The sequence below is a fragment of the Plantactinospora solaniradicis genome (assembly GCF_042658085.1).
Classification (GTDB): domain Bacteria; phylum Actinomycetota; class Actinomycetes; order Mycobacteriales; family Micromonosporaceae; genus Plantactinospora; species Plantactinospora solaniradicis.
Genome location: NZ_JBHSPR010000100.1, coordinates 15,319 through 34,962, shown reverse-complemented (window position 1 = coordinate 34,962; position 19,644 = coordinate 15,319). Strand labels below are relative to the sequence as shown.

The window sequence follows — 19,644 nt, the reverse complement described above, 5'->3', positions numbered from 1 at the left end:
GCACCAGACACGGTGCCCGACGAGACCGCCGACAGACAGAGTCTGCGCAGTGAGCGTGCATTGAGCCGATCTTGGTAGGCCTCCTTCAGCAGCGAGGCGTGATGACGCGGCTGCCGTCAGGTCGCCGATAGGTCGTCCATCGTCAGTGGCTGGTCTGCCAGACCTGCGGCCTTGAGAGACAAGATCGCGGCATCCACGTCCACGGCGTAGAGGACGACGGCGAGTTCGTTTCGTGCTCGTGAGACGCAGACATACAGGAGTCGCCGGCTCCGATCGACGGTGGTGTCCTTGCCGCTGGCCTTGTTACGACGATCGGTGTCGGAAAGCTCAGCGAGTCCGAGAAGCTTGTCGTAGGAGTGGGCTGGCAGTGTTCCTTCGGAGTCGTCGATCAGGACAATGACGTTCGGAAATTCGGCGCCTTTGGTCCCATGTTGTGTGGAGTAGGGGGACTCGCGTCTGACGTATCGCAGGTACCCGTCCAGCTCATCGACGTCGCACGCCATGAATGCGTCCAAAACCTCCCGGGTCTTTTCACCGAGCACCTGGTCGCTGTGCGTCCCATCGGGGTCGAGGTAGCGGGCGAGCAGCGGGACCGGTTCAATGAGTCCCTTCTGGTACGCGTGCCGCAGTACCTTTCCCACCGAGCTTGCACCAGCCTCGGCTACCAGCGTTCGGAGCTCCCGCACTGCTTCGCGTGCCGTGGCGAGGCGCTGACGCGCGATTCCCGGTTCAGCGATACCGTGTACCGTGCCAAAACTCGTTCAACGGCGGTGACCTGGTCTTCTGAAGATCGGCTCAGGCTGCTCGGTGGTACTCGTTGATTACTCCGCCGAGTCGTCTTCGGCGTCGTACGGGCTTGTCCATGGGGATGACGACGGTCGGGTCGTGGTTGGGTGGGCGCTGCTGTCGTCCTTGGTGTGGTCGGTGGTTGGTGAAGTGGTCGACGTACTCGTCGATCACGGTCCGTGCGTGCCGTTCGTTGTAGTGCAGCATGTGGTCGGTGCACTCGTTGCGGAGGCTGCGGCCCCAGCGTTCGATGAAGCAGTTCGCTCGCGGGGTGCGGGGCGGGGTCTTGATCACCGTGATGCCCGCGGCGGTGAACACCGCGTCGAAGGCGGTGGGGTATTTGGCGTCGCGGTCGCGGATGAGGAACCGGATCCTGTTGGCATGTTCGCCCAGGTCCATGAGGAGGTTACGGGCTTGCTGGGTCACCCATTGTCCGGTGGGGTGGGCGGTGATGCCGAGGAGGTGGACCCGTCGGGTGGCTACTTCCATGACCACCAGCGCGTACAGGCGCCGCAGTAGGACCGTATCGAGGTGGAAGAAGTCGATGGCCAGTAGGCCGGCGGCCTGGTTGCGCAGGAAGGCCCGCCAGCTGGTGTCCTGTTGGCGGGGCGGCGGGCCGACACGGCGGCGGGCCAGGATTCGTCGGATCGTGCCGGCGCCGATCCGGTGACCGAGTCGCTGTAGTTCGCCTTGAACGCGGCGGTGTCCCCAGCGTGGGTTTTCTCCGGCCAGCCGCAGCACCAGGTCCCGGATCTCGTCGCTGACCGGTGGTCGGCCGGGCTTGTTCGGGTAGGTCCAGCGGCGTCGCAGCAGCCGGCGATGCCAGTTCAGCAACGTGGCCGGGGTGACGATCCGGTGTGCCCGTATCCGGCGGGGCAGCAGGCGGGCCAGGGCGGACAGGATCGCCCGGTCCGGCCAGGACAGCCGGGGCGGGCCGTGAACGTGGCGGCGTAGCACCGCTATCTCGTGTCGTAGCGCGAGGACCTCGACCAGCAGCGCTTTGTCGCTGCGGATCAGCAACCCCAAACCGCTGAACAGGCGGATCATTCCCAGGTACAGCAACCGCACGACCATACCGGCGATCATCCGCCTGAGCCGAGAACTCCCAGCTCACAGACTGTGCGACAGGTTTTGGCGCGGTACAGGGCCCGCTACCGCGTCAGCCCGCTGATGAACTGTGCCTGCTCCGTGAGCAATCTGGCCGCCCGGTGCTTGCCGATGGAATCCGAGGCCAGCGCGAGCCCGCGCAACGCACGTGCCTGTTCGAAAGTGCTTTCGCCGGTGCGGGCCCGGAATAGGGCCCGGCGGTAGAGGTCGATGGTCTTCTGGACACGGTGGTCGGCCCAGGCGACATCGCCGAGGCAGTTGAGTGTCATGGCCTCGTCTAGCGCGAGCCGGTCCGCGGCGAAGACCGCCACGGCGGCCCTCAGGTGTGCCTCGGCTGCGGCAACGTCGCCCTGCGCAGCCTCGGCCACGCCGATCGTCCTGCGGGTGATCGCTGCTTGGCGTGGGGTGCCGAACTGTTCGTACAGTCGCAGCGCGGCCTTTCCGCGCGTGATCGCCGTGCGGTGCTGACCGGTCGTGTGTGCGGTCCAGGCCAGGTGGCCGAGGGAGTTCGCCTCCCCGTGCGGGTCGCCGAGGTCCCTGAATAGCTGTAGCGCTTCGGTGTAGCACTCGTCGGCTTGTGTGCTCTGTGCCGCGACGGCGTACCCGAGGCCGAGGTTGTTGAGCGTCACGGCGACGGCCCACGGGTCGTCGGCGCGGCGGGCGGCGGTCAGCGCTGCCCGGTGCGTACGGACCCAGTCGCGGTCCGATCTGGTCCGGAAGAAGTGGTCCCGCATCGCGTAGGCCAGCCGCCAGCAGACGTGCGGCCGGTCGTGGGCAAGTGCCAGATCGCAGATGGCGACCAGGTTGTCCTGCTCGGCATCGAACCAGGTCGAGGCTTGTTCTGCGGCGGTGAAGGTGGCGTACCAAGCGGCGGTTGAGGGCACTACCGGGGGTGCGCGATGCCGTTGCGGGGTCGCCGCGAGGTCGGCGTGCTGCGCGGCGAGTAGATAGCCATCCAGCAGCCGGTCGACGGCAGCCAGACGGTGCTGGGGTGCGACCGTCGTCGTGGCCTGCCGGGCGGCGATCGTACTGACGAGCAGGTGCAGGATGTGCCGGTCGGGTCCAACACGCTGGATTAGACAGGTGCTGACGAGCCTGTCGAGCAGCCGCGCCGCCTCCTGTTCGCCGGCGTCCGCAAGCAGACCGGCGGTCATGCGCCCGAACGACGGCCCCGGATGGACGGACAGCAACGCGAACAGCAGGGCCTGTGGCGGCGGTAAGGCGGCGCAGGCCGCCGCGAAGGTGTCCGCGATGCTGCGTTCACCGTCGTCGAGAGCCGAGAGCCGGTGCCGCTCGTCCTCGAGCAGCGCCGACAGCTCCGCGATCGGGGTGTGCTCGGAGGCGCGGAACCTGGCCGCCGCGATCCGCACCGCCAGCGGTAGCCGGTCGCAGGCTGCGGTGATCTGGTCGATCGTGCCGGAATCGGCCCCGGGATCCGTGGCGAGACGGTCGTCGGCGATCTGCTCGAAAAGTGCGCGCGCATCCGCGTCGCTCAACGGGGCGAGTTCGATCTGACGGGCCTCGTCCAGCGCGTCGAGCCGGCGGCGGCTCGCCACCAGGATGTCGCCCGTGCCGCCGGGTGCCACCAGCGCTGCCACGTCGGCGGCGGCTGTCGGGTTATCGATGACCAGCAGCAGGTTGCGGTCGCGCACTACCTGCCGGTACATCGCTGCGCGTTGGGCCGGCGGGTTCGGTACCAGCTCCGGTGGAACACCGAGCCGGCGAAGCAGGTGGTCGATCGCGGCGTGGCTGTCGACCGGCGCGTCACCGCCGCCCTGGAGATCGAGGTAGAGGCAGCCATCGGGGTACCGGTCGAGTAGATGTCCGGCGGTGTGGAGGACCAGTTCGGTCTTACCGACCCCGGGCAGGCCATACACCACCACGATCCGGGATGACCGGGGTCGCTTGCTCAGCGCGTCGGTCACCAGCGACAGTTCGTCTGCGCGCCCCAGGAAGATGGTGCTCACGGCCGGCAGGTCGACCGGGCGTGTGGTGGGCGACCACCGTGGCCTCCGCTTGGTCGGTGGCAGCCGCCGGACGAGGTCTCCACCGGCTCCCAGCAGTTCGTCACAAGTCTCGGCGAGCGCCCGGTTCGGCTGGGCCTTGCCGGTCTCGATCTTGCTGAGGAAGCCTCGGCTGTAGTGCACTTCCCGTGCCAGCTCGGCGAGCGACATCTTTTGCTCCTGGCGACGGCGGCGAAGCTCGGCGCCGAACGAGATACCCGGCGGTTCGTCTGTGCGCTGGACGGGCAGTTCAGCCATCGGTCCGATTCTACGTCGCGACGCCAGCCGAGGACTGTATGACACTCGTACGGAGCGTTGCCGTTTCCTGCTGAAGCGGCGCAGGAAAGCTCCTGCCGGGCACGTGCGGACGATCGCATTGTGGTGAAGCGCCGACCCCCCCGGCGCTGCCGGCCGCTCCGTCCGGCACTGCTGCCGGCACCGGAAGGCGCACACATGTCGACAGAACTGGACTTGTCCACCCGACACCTTACGCAAGCCATGACCGCGTGGCACGTGGCCGTCACCCCTCGGGAGGCACGCGATCTGACGAGACTCGCCGCGCACTTGACTGCGAACCCGACGGAGGATCCGGAGTCGTTCTGCCGCGACGCCAAACGTGCGGCCCGGCAGTTACCGAACCGTATCGCCGAGGCGCTGCAGGACTACCGACGCTGGGGCAGCGTCAGCGGGATGTTGGTGTTCTCCGGCCTTCCGGTCGGCCCGCTCCCACCGACCCCGGTCGACAACACCTCCCATCTGGGTGAGCGGACCCTGCTCGCCCGTATCCAGGCGCTGTTCAACGAGTTCCTCGGCCACATGCTCGCCTACGAGGCCGAGGGCGCCGGCCGGCTGTTCCAGGACATGGTGCCGGCGCGGACGGGGGCGACGAGCCAGACCAGCCTGAGCTCGTCGGTGGAGCTGGAGTTGCATACCGAGCAGGCGTTCAGCCAGCTCCGCCCGGACTACCTCAGCCTGGCCTGCCTGCGCGGCGACCCCGGCGCGCAGACCTATCTGATGACCGCAGCCGATCTCGCGGCTCGGCTGGACCACGCCGAACTCGCACTGCTGCGCGAGCCGCGCTGGACGACCGGGGTCGACGAGTCGTTCCGGATGGGCGGCCAGCGGTTCGTGCACGGCGACGTCCGCGGCCCGATGCCGATCATGTCCGGCAGCGACGACGACCCGTTCATCGTGCTGGACCAGGATCTCATGCATGGCATCGACCCGGTCGCGCAGCAGCTGCTGACGCGGGTCATCGCGCTGTATCCCATCCTTCGGCACTCGCACGTGCTCGACGCCGGGGAGATCATGGTGCTGGACAACGCGCGCGTCGTACATGGCAGGTCGCCCTTCCGGCCCCGCTTCGACGGAACGGACCGGTTCGTGGTGCGCAGTTTCGTCACCCACGACCTCGCCCGCACGCGGCACGCCCGGCGCGGCGACAGCCGGATGGTCGCCGCGCAGTACAGCTGACCCGGGTCGGTGGCGGATCCGTCCACAGGTCCGCCACCGTCAGCGGGACACGCGCGCATCCGCTCGGGCCGATGCCCCGACCGGGTGCAGCTCGACGGTTCCGACGACGTCGAGGACGTCACCAGCGGCCGACAAGCTGACCTCGACGCGTACCCCGGCCAGCCCGGCCAGGTCGGTGAGGTGGGTGCCTCCGCAGGGCACCCGCACCGTTCCGGACGGCAGGTCGCAGGTCCAGGTGCGGATACTGCCCAGACCTGGGCCGGCAGCCGTCACCCGCACCGGCGCTGCGGTCGCCGTCCAGTCACACATCCTCTTCTCCAGAGTCACACCGAGGGAGGGCACGACCGACGGCAGTCCGTCGGTGTCGAAGCCCGCCTTCCGGAGGCTGCGGCCGATGCGGTAGGTGTCGTGGTAGCGGAGCTCCGACAGCGACGATGCCACCAGCGCCTGGCGCTCGAAGTCGGGAGTGCCCAGCGCGTCGGCGGCGACGGGCTTGCGCCAGTAGCCGGCCAGTGCGGCATTGATGGCGAAGCCGGACAGATGGCATGCGGTATGCGCGCCAGAGAGGTCCCACCGGCGCTTGCCGTCGACGGTCAGCCGTACCGACGCCCCGACCGCCCAGGTCGCCAGAGACGGGTCCAGTTCGACGACGTGCACCACGAGCCAGCACCATGCGTCGTCGCCGCGCCGGGCCGGGATCGCGGACCCGACCAGCACGTCGGCCGTGCCGCGCGGTGCGGCGCCGACGACACAGTCCAGGACCGGCAGCCGGTGCCCGAGCAGTTCGATGATGCCGGTGTCGGCCGGCTGGTCCGGCCAGCGGTGATCCAGGGGATGGAACGGGGTGCCGGCCACGATCACACCGTGCCGGCCGGCCGGCACGTCGATCCCGACGACCGCGAGGACCGTGGAGCTGCCGTCCAGACAGCCGGCGGGGAAGGTGGCGACAGTGTCATGTTCGAACAGGTTCACAGATGTACTTCCAGGTCGAGGATCTGGACCGCCCCCGTGCGACGGTGTCAGCTGCCGGGGCGCACCAACGGGAACAGGATGGTGTCGCGGATGCCGAGCCCCGACAACGCCATGAGCAGACGGTCGATGCCCATGCCGATTCCGCCGGAGGGCGGCATGCCGTGCTCGATGGCCCGGAGGAAGTCCTCGTCGAGCCGCATGGCTTCGGGATCACCGCCGGTCTTGAGACGGGCCTGGGCGGTGAGCCGATCGCGTTGGACCACCGGGTCCACGAGTTCGGAGTAGCCGGTGGCGAGTTCGAATCCGGACACGTAGAGATCCCACCGTTCGGCCAGCCCGGCGGCCGTGCGGTGGTGTCGGGTCAGCGGGCTGGTCTCCTCCGGGTAGTCCATCACGAACGTCGGTGCGATCAAGGTCGGTGCCACGAGCACGTCGAACAGCTTCTCCGCGAGCTTTCCTGGGCCGGCCAGGCCGGTGTCGATCTCCCGCTTCTCGGCGTGGGCGCGCAGCATCTCGACGGGGGTGTCGACGGTGACCTCCTCACCCAGTGCCTCCGACAGCGCGCCGAACAGCGTGACCTCACGCCACACCTGGTCGGAGACGTCGAACTCGGTGCCGTCCGCATGGCGTGCCACGGTGGAGCCGAACGCGGCCTGGCTGGCCGTTTGGACCAGCTCGCGGGTGAGCACGGCCATCGAGCGGTAGTCACCGAAAGCTTCGTATGCCTCCAGCATCGCGAACTCCGGCGAGTGCGAGGAGTCGATTCCCTCGTTGCGGAAGTTCCGGTTGATCTCGAACACCCGGTCGAGGCCGCCGACCACGCATCTTTTCAGGAAAAGTTCCGGCGCGACCCGCAGGAAGAGGTCGGTATCGAGGGCGTTGCAGTGGGTGCGGAACGGTCGTGCGTTGGCTCCGCCGGGCAGCAGTTGCAGCATCGGAGTCTCCACCTCGACGAACCGGCGTCGGTGCAGTTCCTCCCGGACGCTGCGCACGACGTCGGCGCGCAGCCGCACCGCGTCGCGGGCGCCGGGACGTACGATGAGGTCGATGTAGCGTTGCCGGACCCGGGCCTCCTCCGACAATGGTTTGTGCGCTGTCGGCAGAGGACGCACCGCCTTGGCTGCCATGCGCCAGCAACTCGCCAGCACCGACAGTTCGCCGAGCCGGCTGGTGGCCACCTCGCCGTTAACCTCGACGATGTCGCCCAGGTCCACCAGCCGCTTCCACGCAGCCATTCGGTCTGTGCCCACCCGATCGCGGGTGAGCATGACCTGCAGTTCGTCGCCGCCACCGTCGCGCAGCGTCGCGAAGCGCAGATTGCCGGTATCGCGCAGGAAGATGACCCGGCCGACGATGCTCACCTGCGATCCGGTGACAGTGTCCGGGGGGAGGGTGCCGTACGTCCGTCTGAGGTCACCCAGTTCGTGCGTGCGGGTGACCGCGACCGGGTACGGGTCCTCATCCGCCTCAAGCATCAGGGAACGCTTGCTCAGCCGCACCTGGAGCTGCTCGAAACCTCCATCGTCGGTCCGGTCGATCCTGTGCTCCATGCCGCTGTGGCTCCCAATCGTTCGAGGTATGCCCGACGGGCACCTTCCGCGGGCCATCGTGACCTGGCCGGCCGTTGCCGGACAGGTGTTTCCTGTTTCGGGTCGATCCGGCAACCATCGGTCTGCTTCCATGCCGTCCGCTGGCACGCCCCCTCACGGGCCGACGTCCAGATTCATCAGATCGGCGTCCGTCTCCCGGCGGACGACCGCGCGGACGCCCTGATGGTTTACCGCTAGGACCGGCGGGCGCGGCGTGTGGTTGTAGTTGCTGGCCATGCCGCGGCAGTAGGCACCGGTGGCGGCCACAGCGAGCAGGTCCCCGGATCGGACGTCCCCGGGCAGCCGTGCCTCACGCACGACGATGTCGCCTGATTCGCAGTGCCGGCCGACCACCCTGGTCGGCACCGGTGCGACCGTGGAGGTCCGGTTGGCGATCGTGGCTGTGTAGGTTGCGTCGTACAGAGCGGTGCGGATGTTGTCGGACATCCCTCCGTCGACACTGACGTAGGTCCGCAACCCGGGTCGCGGCTTGACGGTACCCACCCGGTAGAGGGTAAGCATCGACGGGCCCACGATGGCCCGACCGGGCTCGATCACCAGCTGCGGATGTGGAATCCGGAGCGTGGCGCACTCCTGGCCGATGACCTTTTCGAGCGCGGCGGCAAAGTCGCACAGCGACACCGGTTCCTCCGCCGTGGTGTACGAAATGCCGAACCCGCCGCCGAGGTTGAGTTCCGGCCAAGGGCCGCCGTCCGGCATGCCGAATCGCGCGTACAGCGCCAGCACGCGGGTCGCCGCCAGTTCGTGGGCAGAGCTGTCGAAGATCTGCGACCCGACGTGGCAGTGCAGGCCTCGCATTTGCAGGACCCCGTCGGAGATGATGCCGGAGATGGCCGCTTCCGCACTGCCGTCGCGCAGCGAGAGCCCGAACTTCTGGTCGTCGTGCGCAGTCGCGACCAGTTCGTGGGTGTGCGCCTCGACGCCGGGCATCACCCGCACCATGACCCCGGGCCGGACGCCGCGCCGGCGGGCGATCGCGGTCAGCCGCGCCACCTCTTCGAACGAGTCTACGACGATCGTGCCGACACCCAAGGCGGTCGCGCGCTCCAACTCCTCCAACGACTTGTTGTTGCCGTGCATCGTGATGGTCTCCGGCGGGACCCCGGCACTCAGTGCGACGGTCAGCTCGCCACCGGAGCAGACGTCGACACCGAGGCCCTCCTGGTGCGCCATCGCGGCGACCGCCCGGCACAGGAAGGCCTTGCCGGCGTAGTACACCTTCGCCTCCGGGAAGGCGTCCCTGAACTCCCGGCACCGTCCACGGAACTCGGCCTCGTCGAGCACGAAAGCGGGGGTGCCGAACTGGTCGGCGATCCGATCGAGGCTAAGGGCGCCGACCTTAAGCCCACCCTCAGGTCCGCGGTGAACATTTCGGGGCCAAACCCGCACACCGGACGGATGCTCGACGTGGTCGGGGTGAGAACGCGCGCTGTCGCTGCCCATGACGGGCTCCTTTGCTGGTTTGGGAATGAACGGCGGCGCCATCGACGGCACGCCGAACGGTGAGGTGACGTCCAGGTTTGCGGTCGGGCTCCGGCGACGGCGCGTCTCGGGCAGTGGAGCACGCTGCGATAGTCAGAGCTGGCGCGCCGTCGGGGCGATGCTGCGGCGCCCGCGGCCGGCTACACGGTCTGGCTCAACCGCCGCACCGGTTTTGGCGTCGGCAGCCGCTTCGACGGAACCTCGGCCGTCGCCTGCTGCTTTCGTCCCATTGCGTGTCCAGACCTCGTCCTCACCGACGAATTGACGACGCGTCCGGATGTCTGGCCGTCGTCGGGACAATGCTGCTCCACCGCTGTCGCTCCGGCCAAGCGTTTCGTGTTTCCGATCCGGTCCGGCAACGGATACCCCTCGCCACCCGTATCGGCGCCCGTGCAGGATGTCGATGCGGCCCATCTCGAGCACCGGGGGGGCGATCTTGCACCTGACGGACTGGCTCCAGGCCTTCTCACTGGCGACGGTCCGCGGTCGCACTCGTGTTCAACGCACGCCTGTATCACCAATCTGTGATCGAGGCGAACCAGGCCAGCCGTCAGGCGGCGGCGTCAGGCGCCATGCTTGAGCCGGGCGCCAACCAGATAGTTCAGTCATGTCGCAGGCGCTCTCGGCGCCGAGGTGCGGCAGTCCTGGGCCCGGGTCATGGAGGCCGACCTTGCGCTTCCGGAATTATGACCTTGTGGCCGCCGTTCGGATGACGGCACTACCGTGATATTTATGGCCGATGAACAGCATCGCGTTCCGTTGCGAGCGTGACGGACTCTCTGATGTCCTCGGCACCGGACTGCTGGGCGGCTACGACGGTGCCGGAGCCTGGACCGTGGTTCTGGCCGCGCTTCGCGACGCCGACGAACAGCAGCTCGTCGAAACACACGAAGGGCTGCACCACGAGCTGCAGGCAAGCAGCGCCTGGGGCCTCATCGGGGCGATGTCTAGCCTCCTCGCGGCGCGTGGGACCCGACCCGAGCAACTCGGCGAGGCGTTCGATGAGATGGTCGCGCGAAGCACCCGGGTGCACGAGCTGTTCGCGACGTACCTGTCCACCGCGCCGATCGGGCTCGAACAGGGGCGGGCGCTGTTGGCCGGCAACACCCGTTACACGGAGTTCCTGCTGGACGCCTTATCGCTGGTGCCGGTACCAGGAACGTCACGGCAGGTTCAGGAAACTGCGATCGCGGCGGTGCTGCGGTGCGCCATGGCGCCCTTGGCCGTCACCTCTGTGCTGGAACAGGGCTTCGCGGCCCTGCGCCGCGGTCGGATCGTGGAGCCGGCGCACACGCCGGACGAGCGGCTGGCGGCGTTCCTGGGCGGCGACGGGCCCGCCGGTTGGGCGCACCTGTTCGCCGAGATACGGGCTGATTACCCGGACCTCGGGGGCGACCTGGGCGGCGAAGATCGCCGGTCGCTGCCTGACGGGGCGGCTGACGTGGAGCGGCTACGACGATTCGAGGAGGAGGTCCTGTTGCGGCGCTGCTACGAGCACGTCGTGGCGTGGCTGGACGCTGGGGGCAGCCCGTCGATCGCCTGGGCGGATCAGGCGGCCGTCGCCGACAGCCTGGTGCGGGAGGTTCGGATGCTGGACGACGGCCTCGGTGACCGGCTGGCGGTCGTCACCGAGCGACGTCCGATCCTGGACGACGGGCTCGACTACGACCGGCAGCGGATCCGGCTGCGTGGCGGTGCGGACTGCGAGCAGATCGACGGACCGGACGTTCTGCGCCGCCTCCCGGCGCTGTTGCTCGGCGCAGGCGACGACCGCTACGTCTGCGGTGTGTGGCTGGCGGGCTCGGTGGTCCTTCGCCAGTTCGTGCCGCAGGCGGCCCGTGCGAGTTCGGGAATCACGCCGACCGACCGGATCACCGCCCTGGTCAACCGGGTCCACCGGCCGGACGGCAGCGAATTGACCCGGCTCGGCCTGCTCGACCCCGACACCACTCCGGGGCAGGTGCAGCGGCAGATCGGCGGCATCCCGCTGGTCGCGGTCACCAGCCATGCATCGCTCCTCGACCCAGCTGTGCAGGCGACGCTGGTGGACGACGAACCGATCTTCGTTGTGATGGACCTCCCCGTCGCCTGGCACGTCGACGAATGGATCCGGCAGGGTGCACAGGTCCGGATGGCGGCGTCGCCGCTGGAAGGGACGCACGCCGAGCTGTGGATCGCTGTCTTCGTCGGCGACCATGCGCCGCATCTGCGCTTTCTGAGTCTGGGTGGCAAGGTCGGCACCGCCATGCTGATCGAGCGGATCCTGCGTCGGCACGTGGACCGGCTGTCCATCGACAACCGTCTGCTGGGCGACGGCGTCGAATACGCGGTGCGCGCGATCCTGACCACCTGGAGGGTGCTGGAGCAGGACTCGGTAGCGTGAGCCTCATGGCGGACGAGACCTGGATCGACGAGATCTTCCCCGAGGCCGCAGGCTCCACCGCCCGCCTGGACGCCACCACGATCGACCGGCTCGCCGAAATCCTGCACCTAGACCGGGTGGACGTGGCGATAGGTCTGCGCGGGACGTTGCGGATCCACGGATACGAGGTGCCGCCGTTTGAGGTCCGCACGAACACGTGGCGCATCGACCTGCCCGGCGCCGTCGCGCACACGGTGCTCGCTGGCCTCGCCGGAGCGGCGATCATCGCTGCGGCCGGAGCGCCGCCGCTGCCGACAGCCCTCGTAAGCCTGGCTGCGCCGCTCCTGCTCCGCATCCGGAGGGTCGAGCTTGAGGCGAGGGACATCACCCTGCACGCCGAGCTGACTGCTGCGGCCCGGGACGAGCCTCAGAGCCTTCAGGAGCTCTACCAGCGGCTGCCGGCCCGTTCCCGTGCGGAACTCAGCATCGGTGAGCTCACCGAGGTCGTAGAGCGTCTACTCGACGCCCGGCTCGCCGCCGTCGGGCCGGACGGCGTCCGGCTGCGCGCAGGCGACGGACGCCACGGGTTCCGGCTCGCCTTGACCGCGCCGTCTCTCGTACCCAGCCTCCTGCACGTGACAGCACTTCCGCCTACGGGCGCCCCGGACGGCTCCTCCGATCCCGCAGCAGTGATCGCACCGGCCGGTCCGGGCACCGGTCTGCGTCTCGCGGATGGCCGCCCGCGCGTCTTCATTTCATACGCACAGGAGAGTGAAAACCACAAACGGGATGTCCTCGCCTTCGCCGAGTGCCTTCATGCCAGCGGCGTCGGCGTCATCCTCGACCAGGACACCCTTGCACACCGCGGCGACTGGCAGCTGTGGGCTACCAAGCACATCACCGAGAGCGACTACGTACTGGTGATCGCCTCGCCGACCTGCCGGAAGGTCGGCGACGGCACCATCGACCCGGACCGCAACAAGGGCCTGCAGGCCGAGATGCGCACCCTTCGGGAGTTGTACAACTCCGACCACCCGACCTGGCTGCGGCGCGTGCTGCCGGTCATCCTGCCGGGCATGACGGTCGACGACATTCCCCTGTTTCTGCAACCCCACAACGCTGACCACTACAAGGTCGTCAGCCTGGATCAGGTAGGCGCCGTGGACGTGCTCCGCACCCTGACCAGTCCATGAGATGGCCGTTTGCCTGCCGCTCCCGGCTCTTCTCCTCCGGCAACCTCGGCAGCCACGACGGCATCGGCTTCTGGACACTGCACACCGCCCGCCTCGGCAGCCACGACCGTCAGCACCGCGTGTCGGTGCACGAGCGCCTGCACCACGACCTCATCATGTCGACGCCCTGGGGCCTGCTCACCAGCGTCCTCGGCGCCCTTACCGAGGTTGCAGAACCTTCGATCGAACACGAGGACATGTTCCTGCGTGCGGCCGCCTGGTCCACCGACGTGCACGAGATGTACGCCACCTACTTCAGCATCGGCCTGGACAGGACCGTGCTTGACGCCGACGACCTCGGCGATGCCTACCGCGCCTACTACGACGCGGCCGACCAGTTCTGCCCTGACCGGGATACAGCGTGGCCGGCGCGCGCGATCTTCACCCACGCCGCGCTGATCGCCGCCATGGCCCCGGTCGCACTGTCCGATCTGCTGGCCCGCCCGCTGGCCACATGGTGCTCTGAAGACCTGTACCGCCTCGAACCGCACCACCCCGATGCACGCTGGCGGCACATCGTGCTGCACAAGAACAGCGCCTGGATGGAGTTTCGACGCCGCGGCCTAGGCGACGTGCCGCCCGTCGACCGCGAACACCTGATCTACACCCACAAGGAGATGGCCGAGGCACTCCTCGCCGCCGGGGTCGTCACCATGGACCGCGACGACTACCGGCAGCTGATCGGGCAGCTGCTGCCGCAGCTCAACAGCTACCTCGGCACCAGACCGCACTATGAGATCGTCGACCAGCCTGTTGAACCGAGCCGCGCAGAGCTCGAGGAGCATCAACGTGAGCGACTGCAGTTCCGCGATCGTCCGCGGCGCAAGGCGCCCGCCGGGGACACTCTCGTGCGGCATTGGACCGCTTTCGCCGCGACCCATCCCGGCCTCGGTGTGCACACCGTCCTGTACTGGCTACGCGCCGACCTGCTGGAGCGCCAGGTCGCCGGCCAGTCGTACGCATCATCGCACGTGCTGGCCATCATGCCCGGCGTCGAACCTGATCCGGCATCCGACGACCTCTTACTGTGGACGATGAACGGCGACCTCGGCCCCGACCCGGTCGCCCGGATCTTCACCGCACACGACCAGCGCCTCATCGTGGCGACCACGCTCGCCACGATCGCCGACGCGCCCGACCACGCGACCTCGACTCTCGTCCCGCAGCTCTACACGCTGATCGACATTCCGATGCTGCCTGTCCTCGAGTCCTGGGCCGCCGCCGGGGCCGCCGTACGCTGGCACTCGTCCTGGATCGACGGGCCGTACCCCCTCTACGCCTTCGCGTTCGACGTCTCGGTCAATCCCGGTCTTGTCCTGCTGCACCTGACTTCGAGCGCGGGCCGCACACTGCTCCTGCATTGGCTCGCCACCAATGCGCCGGCCGCTTTTGTGCGCGACCGCGACTGGGGTGCGGAGGAGAGCGCACCCATCAGCAGCCTTGTTCAGCACCTTACGGCGGGCTGGTGGTTTCTCGACCAACGCGCCGGCTACCGCAAGTCTCCCGGTACGGGCTTGGAGTACTAGGGTCACTTCGTCAGCACGCGTGTGGCCTCCGTTCAAGCATGCTGTTGGACTAGGCAGATGATGTGCGAAGCTCGTCGAGCGAGGTCACGTCATCGTCGTCATGGGGCGTTGTTACAACCGTTGGGTCTATCGGGCCCCAGTTGGCGTTTGCATTGGCAAAGTCGACGAGATGCTTTGCTTCGTCGACGTATTTGCCGCCCAACTTGGCTAGGCGCTGTACCTGCCGTAGCCATGACGTCTTGGACGCCCGGTCTCCGTTCTGGTAACACCACTCGCGGAGGGCGTTGTCGAGATTGTCTTGTCCTTGCTGCTCCTGAAGCTCGTCAGATAGATTGATCCCCTCGAGCAGGTACGACCACCCAAGGAATAGCCGGGCGTAGCTGTCGATCGAAGAAGCCCTTGAGAGGTACGTAATCGCTTCCGGATAGCGACCTTGCCAGTACAAGAGTTGTCCGAGCGTTGAGCTGGATCGAAGATTGGTTGGATCGCGTTGCACGCTCTCGCGAAGAAGTGCTTCGGCAAGCTTGTGACGCTTCTCACGCCTGGCGAGAGACGCTGCCATCCCGAACTCTCTGGCCGAAACCTCTGCTCGCTCGACTGTTGCCACGAGGCTAGCTGCCATCGCATAGACAACACAGGCCAGATTAACATCGCCTCGATCGCGTAGAAGTGTGCCGATTCCTTTCAGCGCAGCGATCGCCTGACTTCCCGACTGGACGGCGTCGGCTGCGATACCCTCGGAGATGTCGGTGGACTCAGAGGACCTTCCCGTGCTCGGAAGATTGGGCGAGCGGACTGCTCCTGCGAGTAGAGCGGTCACCAGCTGGTTGAGAGAGCAGTCCTCGTCCTCGGCCCGCCGGCTTAACGCTTCATGCAGCGATCGAGGGACGCGTACCGAGAATCGTCCGCTGAACGACTCTGTAATCCGGCGAGGCGCCGGGATTGGATCGCCGCGCTCCAGGCTGATGGTGAGCCAATCTCGCAGAACTACGTCGAGGTTCGCCAACGCCTCTTCCATGGAGTCGCCATCAGCGAAGCAACCCGGCAGCTCTGGAACTCTGGCGAGATAGGCGCCATCCTCGTCAGCAAATACCTCACGAGACCAGGGCTGCCGGAAGAGCTCCTCTGCTCGGGACTTGTGGTCAGCCAGGGAAGCCATCAGTTAACACCTCTTCGAGGATCCGCAAGATCGACGTGGTGGTGCCGACCCTGATAGGGTTTTTGGTAGTCGGAATGGAGAATTTTAGTCCGGTTGGATGAATGGCCCACATGTACGAATCTTTGCTGCGCGACGTATCGATCGTGAATCCGAGCGCGCTTGCCGCCCTCGCAAGGTCTTCGGGACTTTGCGATCGCCGATTCCGCCGAATCTCTGCGACGAACTTCCGGGCGCGCCCGACGTCCCGCTGCTCTGGCATGGGTCCACCTAACCAAGATCACTCAACTGCGATAACCGAATATGGGCACCACATATGGTGCCGCTCATGCTGCCATGTTACCACGACACTGCATGTGGTGCGCTTGCCCCTGCTGAGTCATCGGATCTCAACGGACCGGCCGGGCCGGGCTGAGGTGGCCGACCCGATCGACCGCAGGGGGTGCAATGGTTGGACGTCAACGGCCCGAACACGGGCACCGGTGACACCGTGCTCCCGGTGTGACGCTTGTGCGCACCTGACCGGGTTCGTGCGCCACCCGTACCCAAGTCGCCCTCGGCGACTTGGCTGGCACGCCACCGCGGGTGGAGGAGCGTCGTCCGCGCCTCCAGTCGGCTGACCTGCTACTACCGTTGCGACCAACGAGACCATAGCGGCCTTCGTCGACCGGCTAGGTAACTCCGACTCCCGTCAGAGCCCGTCATCTGAACCAGCGAACTGGGCGATCAGAGAGCCTCGCCGCGCCTACTCCTGATTCTTTCGGCTACGGCGTCGGCTGCCTTCCGGTGGAGGTCTTTGGTGACACTCTGGTAGGTGTCGCGGGTGAGTGTGGTGGTGGTGTGGCCGAGTTGGTCCGAGACGACTTTGATGTCGATGCCGGCGGCGAGGGCGATGGTCGCCGCGCCGTGGCGGAGGTCGTGGAGGCGGATGGGTGGTAGTCCGGCTCGGCGTACGAGTTTGAGGAATCGTTGGGTGACAAGGTTGGGATGCCAGGAGTGTCCGTTCGGGCGGACGAAGAAGAGTCCGGTGTCGGGCCAGGCTGGTCCGGCGGCGAGGCGTTGGGCCGCGCGGCGGGCGCGATAGGCGGTCAGGACGGCTGCGGTGTCGGCGTCGAAGGTGACGTCGCGGTTGCCAGCTCTGCTCTTGGGCGGTTTCTGCCTGATGGTGTGGCCATGGACGGCGATCTGGTTGTTGATCGTGACCTCCCGTCTGCCGAGTCGGACCTCGGCGTCGCGCAGGCCGCAGGCCTCGCCGCGGCGGGGGCCGCGGTAGGCCATGAAGTGGAAGAGGGGATACAGGTCTGGGTCGTGCTCGGCGGCGTGGTCGAGGAAGCGGACGAGAAGTTCTTCGGTCCAGACCATGATCGGGCCGGGGACCTCGCCTGTCGTTTTCCAGCGCTCGACGCGTTCGGGTTCCCAGACGATGGGCAGCGGACGGTCGGCTGGTGTTCTGACGAGCGTGGCCGGGTTGGTGACGCCGACGATGAGCTCTTCGGCGAGGGCGTCGTTGATCGCCTTGCGGAGGGCCGCGCGGATGCGTTGGCGAGTCGACGGGCCACAGGGTCGGACCCGGCGGACACTAGCCCTGACGTCCGCGTCGGGGCTCGACTCGGCGGTTCGTATCTCGGCCCCGCGTTGTTCGATCGCGGCGAACATGGCCTTGAGATGGTGGGGGCGGAGTGTGTCGAGAGGGATGCTGCCGAGGTGGGGGATGAGGTGGATGCGCACTATGGATTCATAGCCGCGGATCGTGTTCTCATCGACTTTTAAGCCGCTGAGCCAGGTGGTCAGGTAGTCAGCGACGGTGGGGACGTCCGCGTGCGAGCCACGAGCGCCTAGTCGTTGTCGGATGTTGTCGCCGTCAGGCAGGGGCCCGCGGGTGTGGACGGCGTGCTGGAGCATGTCGCCGATCTCGATGCCCCGGGTACGATCGCGGCCTACGAGAGTGAGCAGAGCGCGGGCGTGGTCGCGTTCCGTCGCGGCGGCGGCGCGGGTGTCGAAGCCTCCCCTGCGTAGTTGCCGACGGCGCCCGTCGATGGCGCGGGGAAGTTCGATCCGGTAGTGCCAGCGGCCGTGCTCGGAACTCCATGAGCCGTTGGCGCGCCGTAGCTGGAGGCAGTGAGTGCCGATCAGCTTGCCGCTACGGGTGTCACGACAGCCGCAGCGTTTGAAGATCGATCTGTCAGGCACAGGGCTAGGGCCTCCTACGTGACGGGTTCCGGTTGCCGCTGCGTTCGGCTCGACGTCGCCCCAACTGCGAGCACTGCCGTCACGCTGCAGATAGTCGTACGAATGGTCATTTGTGCCTGCCTCCGCCCCGTCCAACGAGCCGGCCTGGAAACAGTTTCTCTTCTTCAGCGGAATGGACTGCGCCCTGGGACTGTGGTGAGCAACCTGTTCGTGTCGCGACACGGAGAAGCGGGCGCCGACACGGACGGCTCGGGCTACGAGATTGCCTCGGGTGACGTTAGCGTTACGGGATGGTTGCCTCCGACCCCGCAGCAGTGCTCGGGAAGCTGGAGTCGATCTCAGAGACGTGTGGGCCCATGAGGCGCACGGCTTCACGCCGTCGCTATTGCAGAATGCGGACGTTCTGGGCGAGACCCTCGGTATGGACCTGGCGTTGTCGGCGGCGGAGCATCCGGTCGGCAGCTTCGCGCTGGATCTCATCGGGGTGGACAAGGCCACCGGCGAGAGAGTGATCATCGAGAACCCGTTGATGGCATGAAGGAGCGGGGCCTCGCTCCTTCATGCCATCAAGGCTTTCGCAGCAGAGAGGTCTCCAAGAGGGTCTGCAGCCATAATCTCTGAGGTTGTGGTCGAGGTCGCTCGGGAAACACCTGCTCCCGCGGGCTGGCCTCGAACGGCCTGCGCCCCGGCCACAACCGCCGGCGAGAGTGGCTCGAGGAAGGCATGTTTAGCCAGAAGTTGATCTGCCTTCCTTGCCCGAACCTCAATCCGGCTCCGCAAGGAGAAGCCCGTGCTCCCGGTCACGCCCTCAGCGCCTGCTCCGGGCGTCATTGCGATCGATCCCACAAGGCTTCCTGAACTCGCGGTGGACAACCGACTCCAGCCCATGGCTGCGATCCGCGTCGAGGTCAACCGCGACGGCTACCGGCAACTGCGTCGCTTCGCCGGCCGTTGGGCCGCACGCGACTCGGGCGTTGGAAGGTGCCATCGGCGTTGACCCCCTGGCTGACCGCAGATGACATCGACGTGGTCGACGTGCCCGCGAAGGCGGCCTGCCACGATCCGCCGTTCGGCGTCGTCGAGTTGGATGGGGACCTCGTCACGGAGGGCGGCCTCGTGCGCCTGACGGGCGTCGCCGGTACCGGTGAGGCGGTGCGTGCGACGCAGCCCGGCCCCGCTTGCCCTGGTGAGGAATGGCTGGACAGGGCTTCGTCCGAAACTCCGCTTTGCGGGCGGGAACACTGCCCAGGCGGGACGGCTTGACCTTCGGCCAAAGATGAGCGTCGATCGTGTTCGTTGTTCGTCCGCCCTGCTGCGGCAGACGACATGACTCGTCGATGAAAGGTCTCCTGCCATGCCTCGTGAATGCTCAGCCAGCCCGCCGTGATCCCCGACGATGTGACCGACCCATTCTTGTGGCGGTTCGACCTCGACGTCTCGGCGTGCTGCAACCCGACCCACGGCGACGGCCTTTCAACGGGTGATCCATGAGCGACCGGGTGAGAAATTACGTTGGTACCGCTGCAGGTGGGGAACTCCGTGGGCGCCGACACTCTAAAGCCATAAATGCGGCGAAACGTGAATTGATGTATAAAGCACTACTAAATCCTCGTCCGGCAGGCGTGATCCCCGGCCGGCCACCTCCGCGTGGCCCGCCGAGAGCCGTCCGTCCCAAGATCTTCGTGTCGCGGATTCGACCAAAAGGGCCCGACCACGTGATTCGCCATTAACCCAGCGCGCTCTTA

At 67.2% G+C, this 19,644-nt stretch carries 14 protein-coding genes; 6 read left to right on the top strand and 8 right to left on the bottom strand.

Annotation, left to right across the window (positions count from 1 at the left end; translation table 11 throughout):
• Positions 1 to 116: 116 nt before the first annotated feature.
• The 3 genes from ACFP2T_RS46815 to ACFP2T_RS46805 form a co-directional block, all read right to left on the bottom strand.
• Positions 117 to 641 carry a 3'-5' exonuclease gene (locus tag ACFP2T_RS46815; protein ID WP_377434239.1) on the bottom strand — a complete coding sequence of 175 codons (525 nt, stop codon included), beginning with the start codon at positions 639 to 641 and terminating at the stop codon, positions 117 to 119.
• Positions 642 to 795: 154 nt separating this feature from the next.
• Positions 796 to 1,872, bottom strand: a complete 1,077-nt coding sequence (locus ACFP2T_RS46810; RefSeq protein WP_377434236.1) for an integrase core domain-containing protein — start codon at positions 1,870 to 1,872, stop codon at positions 796 to 798.
• 65 nt (positions 1,873 to 1,937) lie between these two features.
• Entirely contained in the window at positions 1,938 to 4,199 is a 2,262-nt protein-coding gene (locus tag ACFP2T_RS46805; protein WP_377434233.1) for a tetratricopeptide repeat protein, read from the bottom strand.
• Between the two features lie 195 nt (positions 4,200 to 4,394).
• Here ACFP2T_RS46805 and ACFP2T_RS46800 point away from each other — a divergent pair, with 195 nt between their 5' ends.
• Positions 4,395 to 5,369, top strand: a complete 975-nt coding sequence (locus tag ACFP2T_RS46800) for a TauD/TfdA family dioxygenase (protein WP_377434230.1) — start codon at positions 4,395 to 4,397, stop codon at positions 5,367 to 5,369.
• Between the two features lie 39 nt (positions 5,370 to 5,408).
• On the opposite strand, the gene ACFP2T_RS46795 is transcribed toward ACFP2T_RS46800, so the two are convergent.
• The 3 genes from ACFP2T_RS46795 to lysA all read right to left on the bottom strand — a co-directional run bounded on the left by ACFP2T_RS46795 (position 5,409) and on the right by lysA (position 9,394).
• The gene (locus tag ACFP2T_RS46795; RefSeq protein ID WP_377434227.1) at positions 5,409 to 6,341 is read right to left on the bottom strand and encodes an alanyl-tRNA editing protein; all 933 of its coding nucleotides are present in this window, start codon (positions 6,339 to 6,341) and stop codon (positions 5,409 to 5,411) included.
• A 47-nt stretch (positions 6,342 to 6,388) separates the two neighbouring features.
• On the bottom strand, positions 6,389 to 7,891 hold the full coding sequence (lysS, locus tag ACFP2T_RS46790) for a lysine--tRNA ligase (protein WP_377434224.1): 1,503 nt from the start codon (positions 7,889 to 7,891) through the stop codon (positions 6,389 to 6,391).
• Between the two features lie 153 nt (positions 7,892 to 8,044).
• On the bottom strand, positions 8,045 to 9,394 hold the full coding sequence (lysA, locus tag ACFP2T_RS46785) for a diaminopimelate decarboxylase (RefSeq protein WP_377434221.1): 1,350 nt from the start codon (positions 9,392 to 9,394) through the stop codon (positions 8,045 to 8,047).
• 778 nt (positions 9,395 to 10,172) lie between these two features.
• Here lysA and ACFP2T_RS46780 point away from each other — a divergent pair.
• The 3 genes from ACFP2T_RS46780 to ACFP2T_RS46770 are packed head-to-tail and all read left to right on the top strand — an operon-like array spanning position 10,173 to position 14,553.
• On the top strand, positions 10,173 to 11,816 hold the full coding sequence (locus ACFP2T_RS46780) for a hypothetical protein (protein ID WP_377434218.1): 1,644 nt from the start codon (positions 10,173 to 10,175) through the stop codon (positions 11,814 to 11,816).
• Positions 11,817 to 11,821: 5 nt separating this feature from the next.
• Complete coding sequence (locus ACFP2T_RS46775) at positions 11,822 to 12,988, top strand: SEFIR domain-containing protein (RefSeq protein WP_377434216.1); 1,167 nt, start codon at positions 11,822 to 11,824, stop codon at positions 12,986 to 12,988.
• Positions 12,985 to 14,553 carry a hypothetical protein gene (locus ACFP2T_RS46770; protein WP_377434213.1) on the top strand — a complete coding sequence of 523 codons (1,569 nt, stop codon included), beginning with the start codon at positions 12,985 to 12,987 and terminating at the stop codon, positions 14,551 to 14,553. Before ACFP2T_RS46775 ends, ACFP2T_RS46770 begins: the two co-directional genes overlap by 4 nt.
• A 49-nt stretch (positions 14,554 to 14,602) precedes the next feature.
• Here ACFP2T_RS46770 and ACFP2T_RS46765 read toward each other — a convergent pair whose 3' ends face one another.
• Positions 14,603 to 15,712, bottom strand: coding sequence for a toxin-antitoxin system HicB family antitoxin (locus ACFP2T_RS46765; protein WP_377434210.1), 1,110 nt, complete (start codon positions 15,710 to 15,712; stop codon positions 14,603 to 14,605).
• Positions 15,713 to 16,435: 723 nt separating this feature from the next.
• Positions 16,436 to 17,611: a tyrosine-type recombinase/integrase gene (locus ACFP2T_RS46760; RefSeq protein WP_377434208.1), complete on the bottom strand. Its 1,176-nt coding sequence runs from the start codon at positions 17,609 to 17,611 to the stop codon at positions 16,436 to 16,438.
• A gap of 634 nt (positions 17,612 to 18,245) precedes the next feature.
• Here ACFP2T_RS46760 and ACFP2T_RS46755 point away from each other — a divergent pair.
• Together ACFP2T_RS46755 and ACFP2T_RS46750 are read left to right on the top strand one after the other, a co-directional pair.
• The gene (locus ACFP2T_RS46755) at positions 18,246 to 18,437 is read left to right on the top strand and encodes a hypothetical protein (RefSeq protein WP_377434205.1); all 192 of its coding nucleotides are present in this window, start codon (positions 18,246 to 18,248) and stop codon (positions 18,435 to 18,437) included.
• A 455-nt stretch (positions 18,438 to 18,892) separates the two neighbouring features.
• Positions 18,893 to 19,162 (top strand): hypothetical protein, encoded by a 270-nt coding sequence (locus ACFP2T_RS46750; RefSeq protein ID WP_377434203.1) that lies wholly within the window; start codon positions 18,893 to 18,895, stop codon positions 19,160 to 19,162.
• Positions 19,163 to 19,644 lie beyond the last annotated feature (482 nt).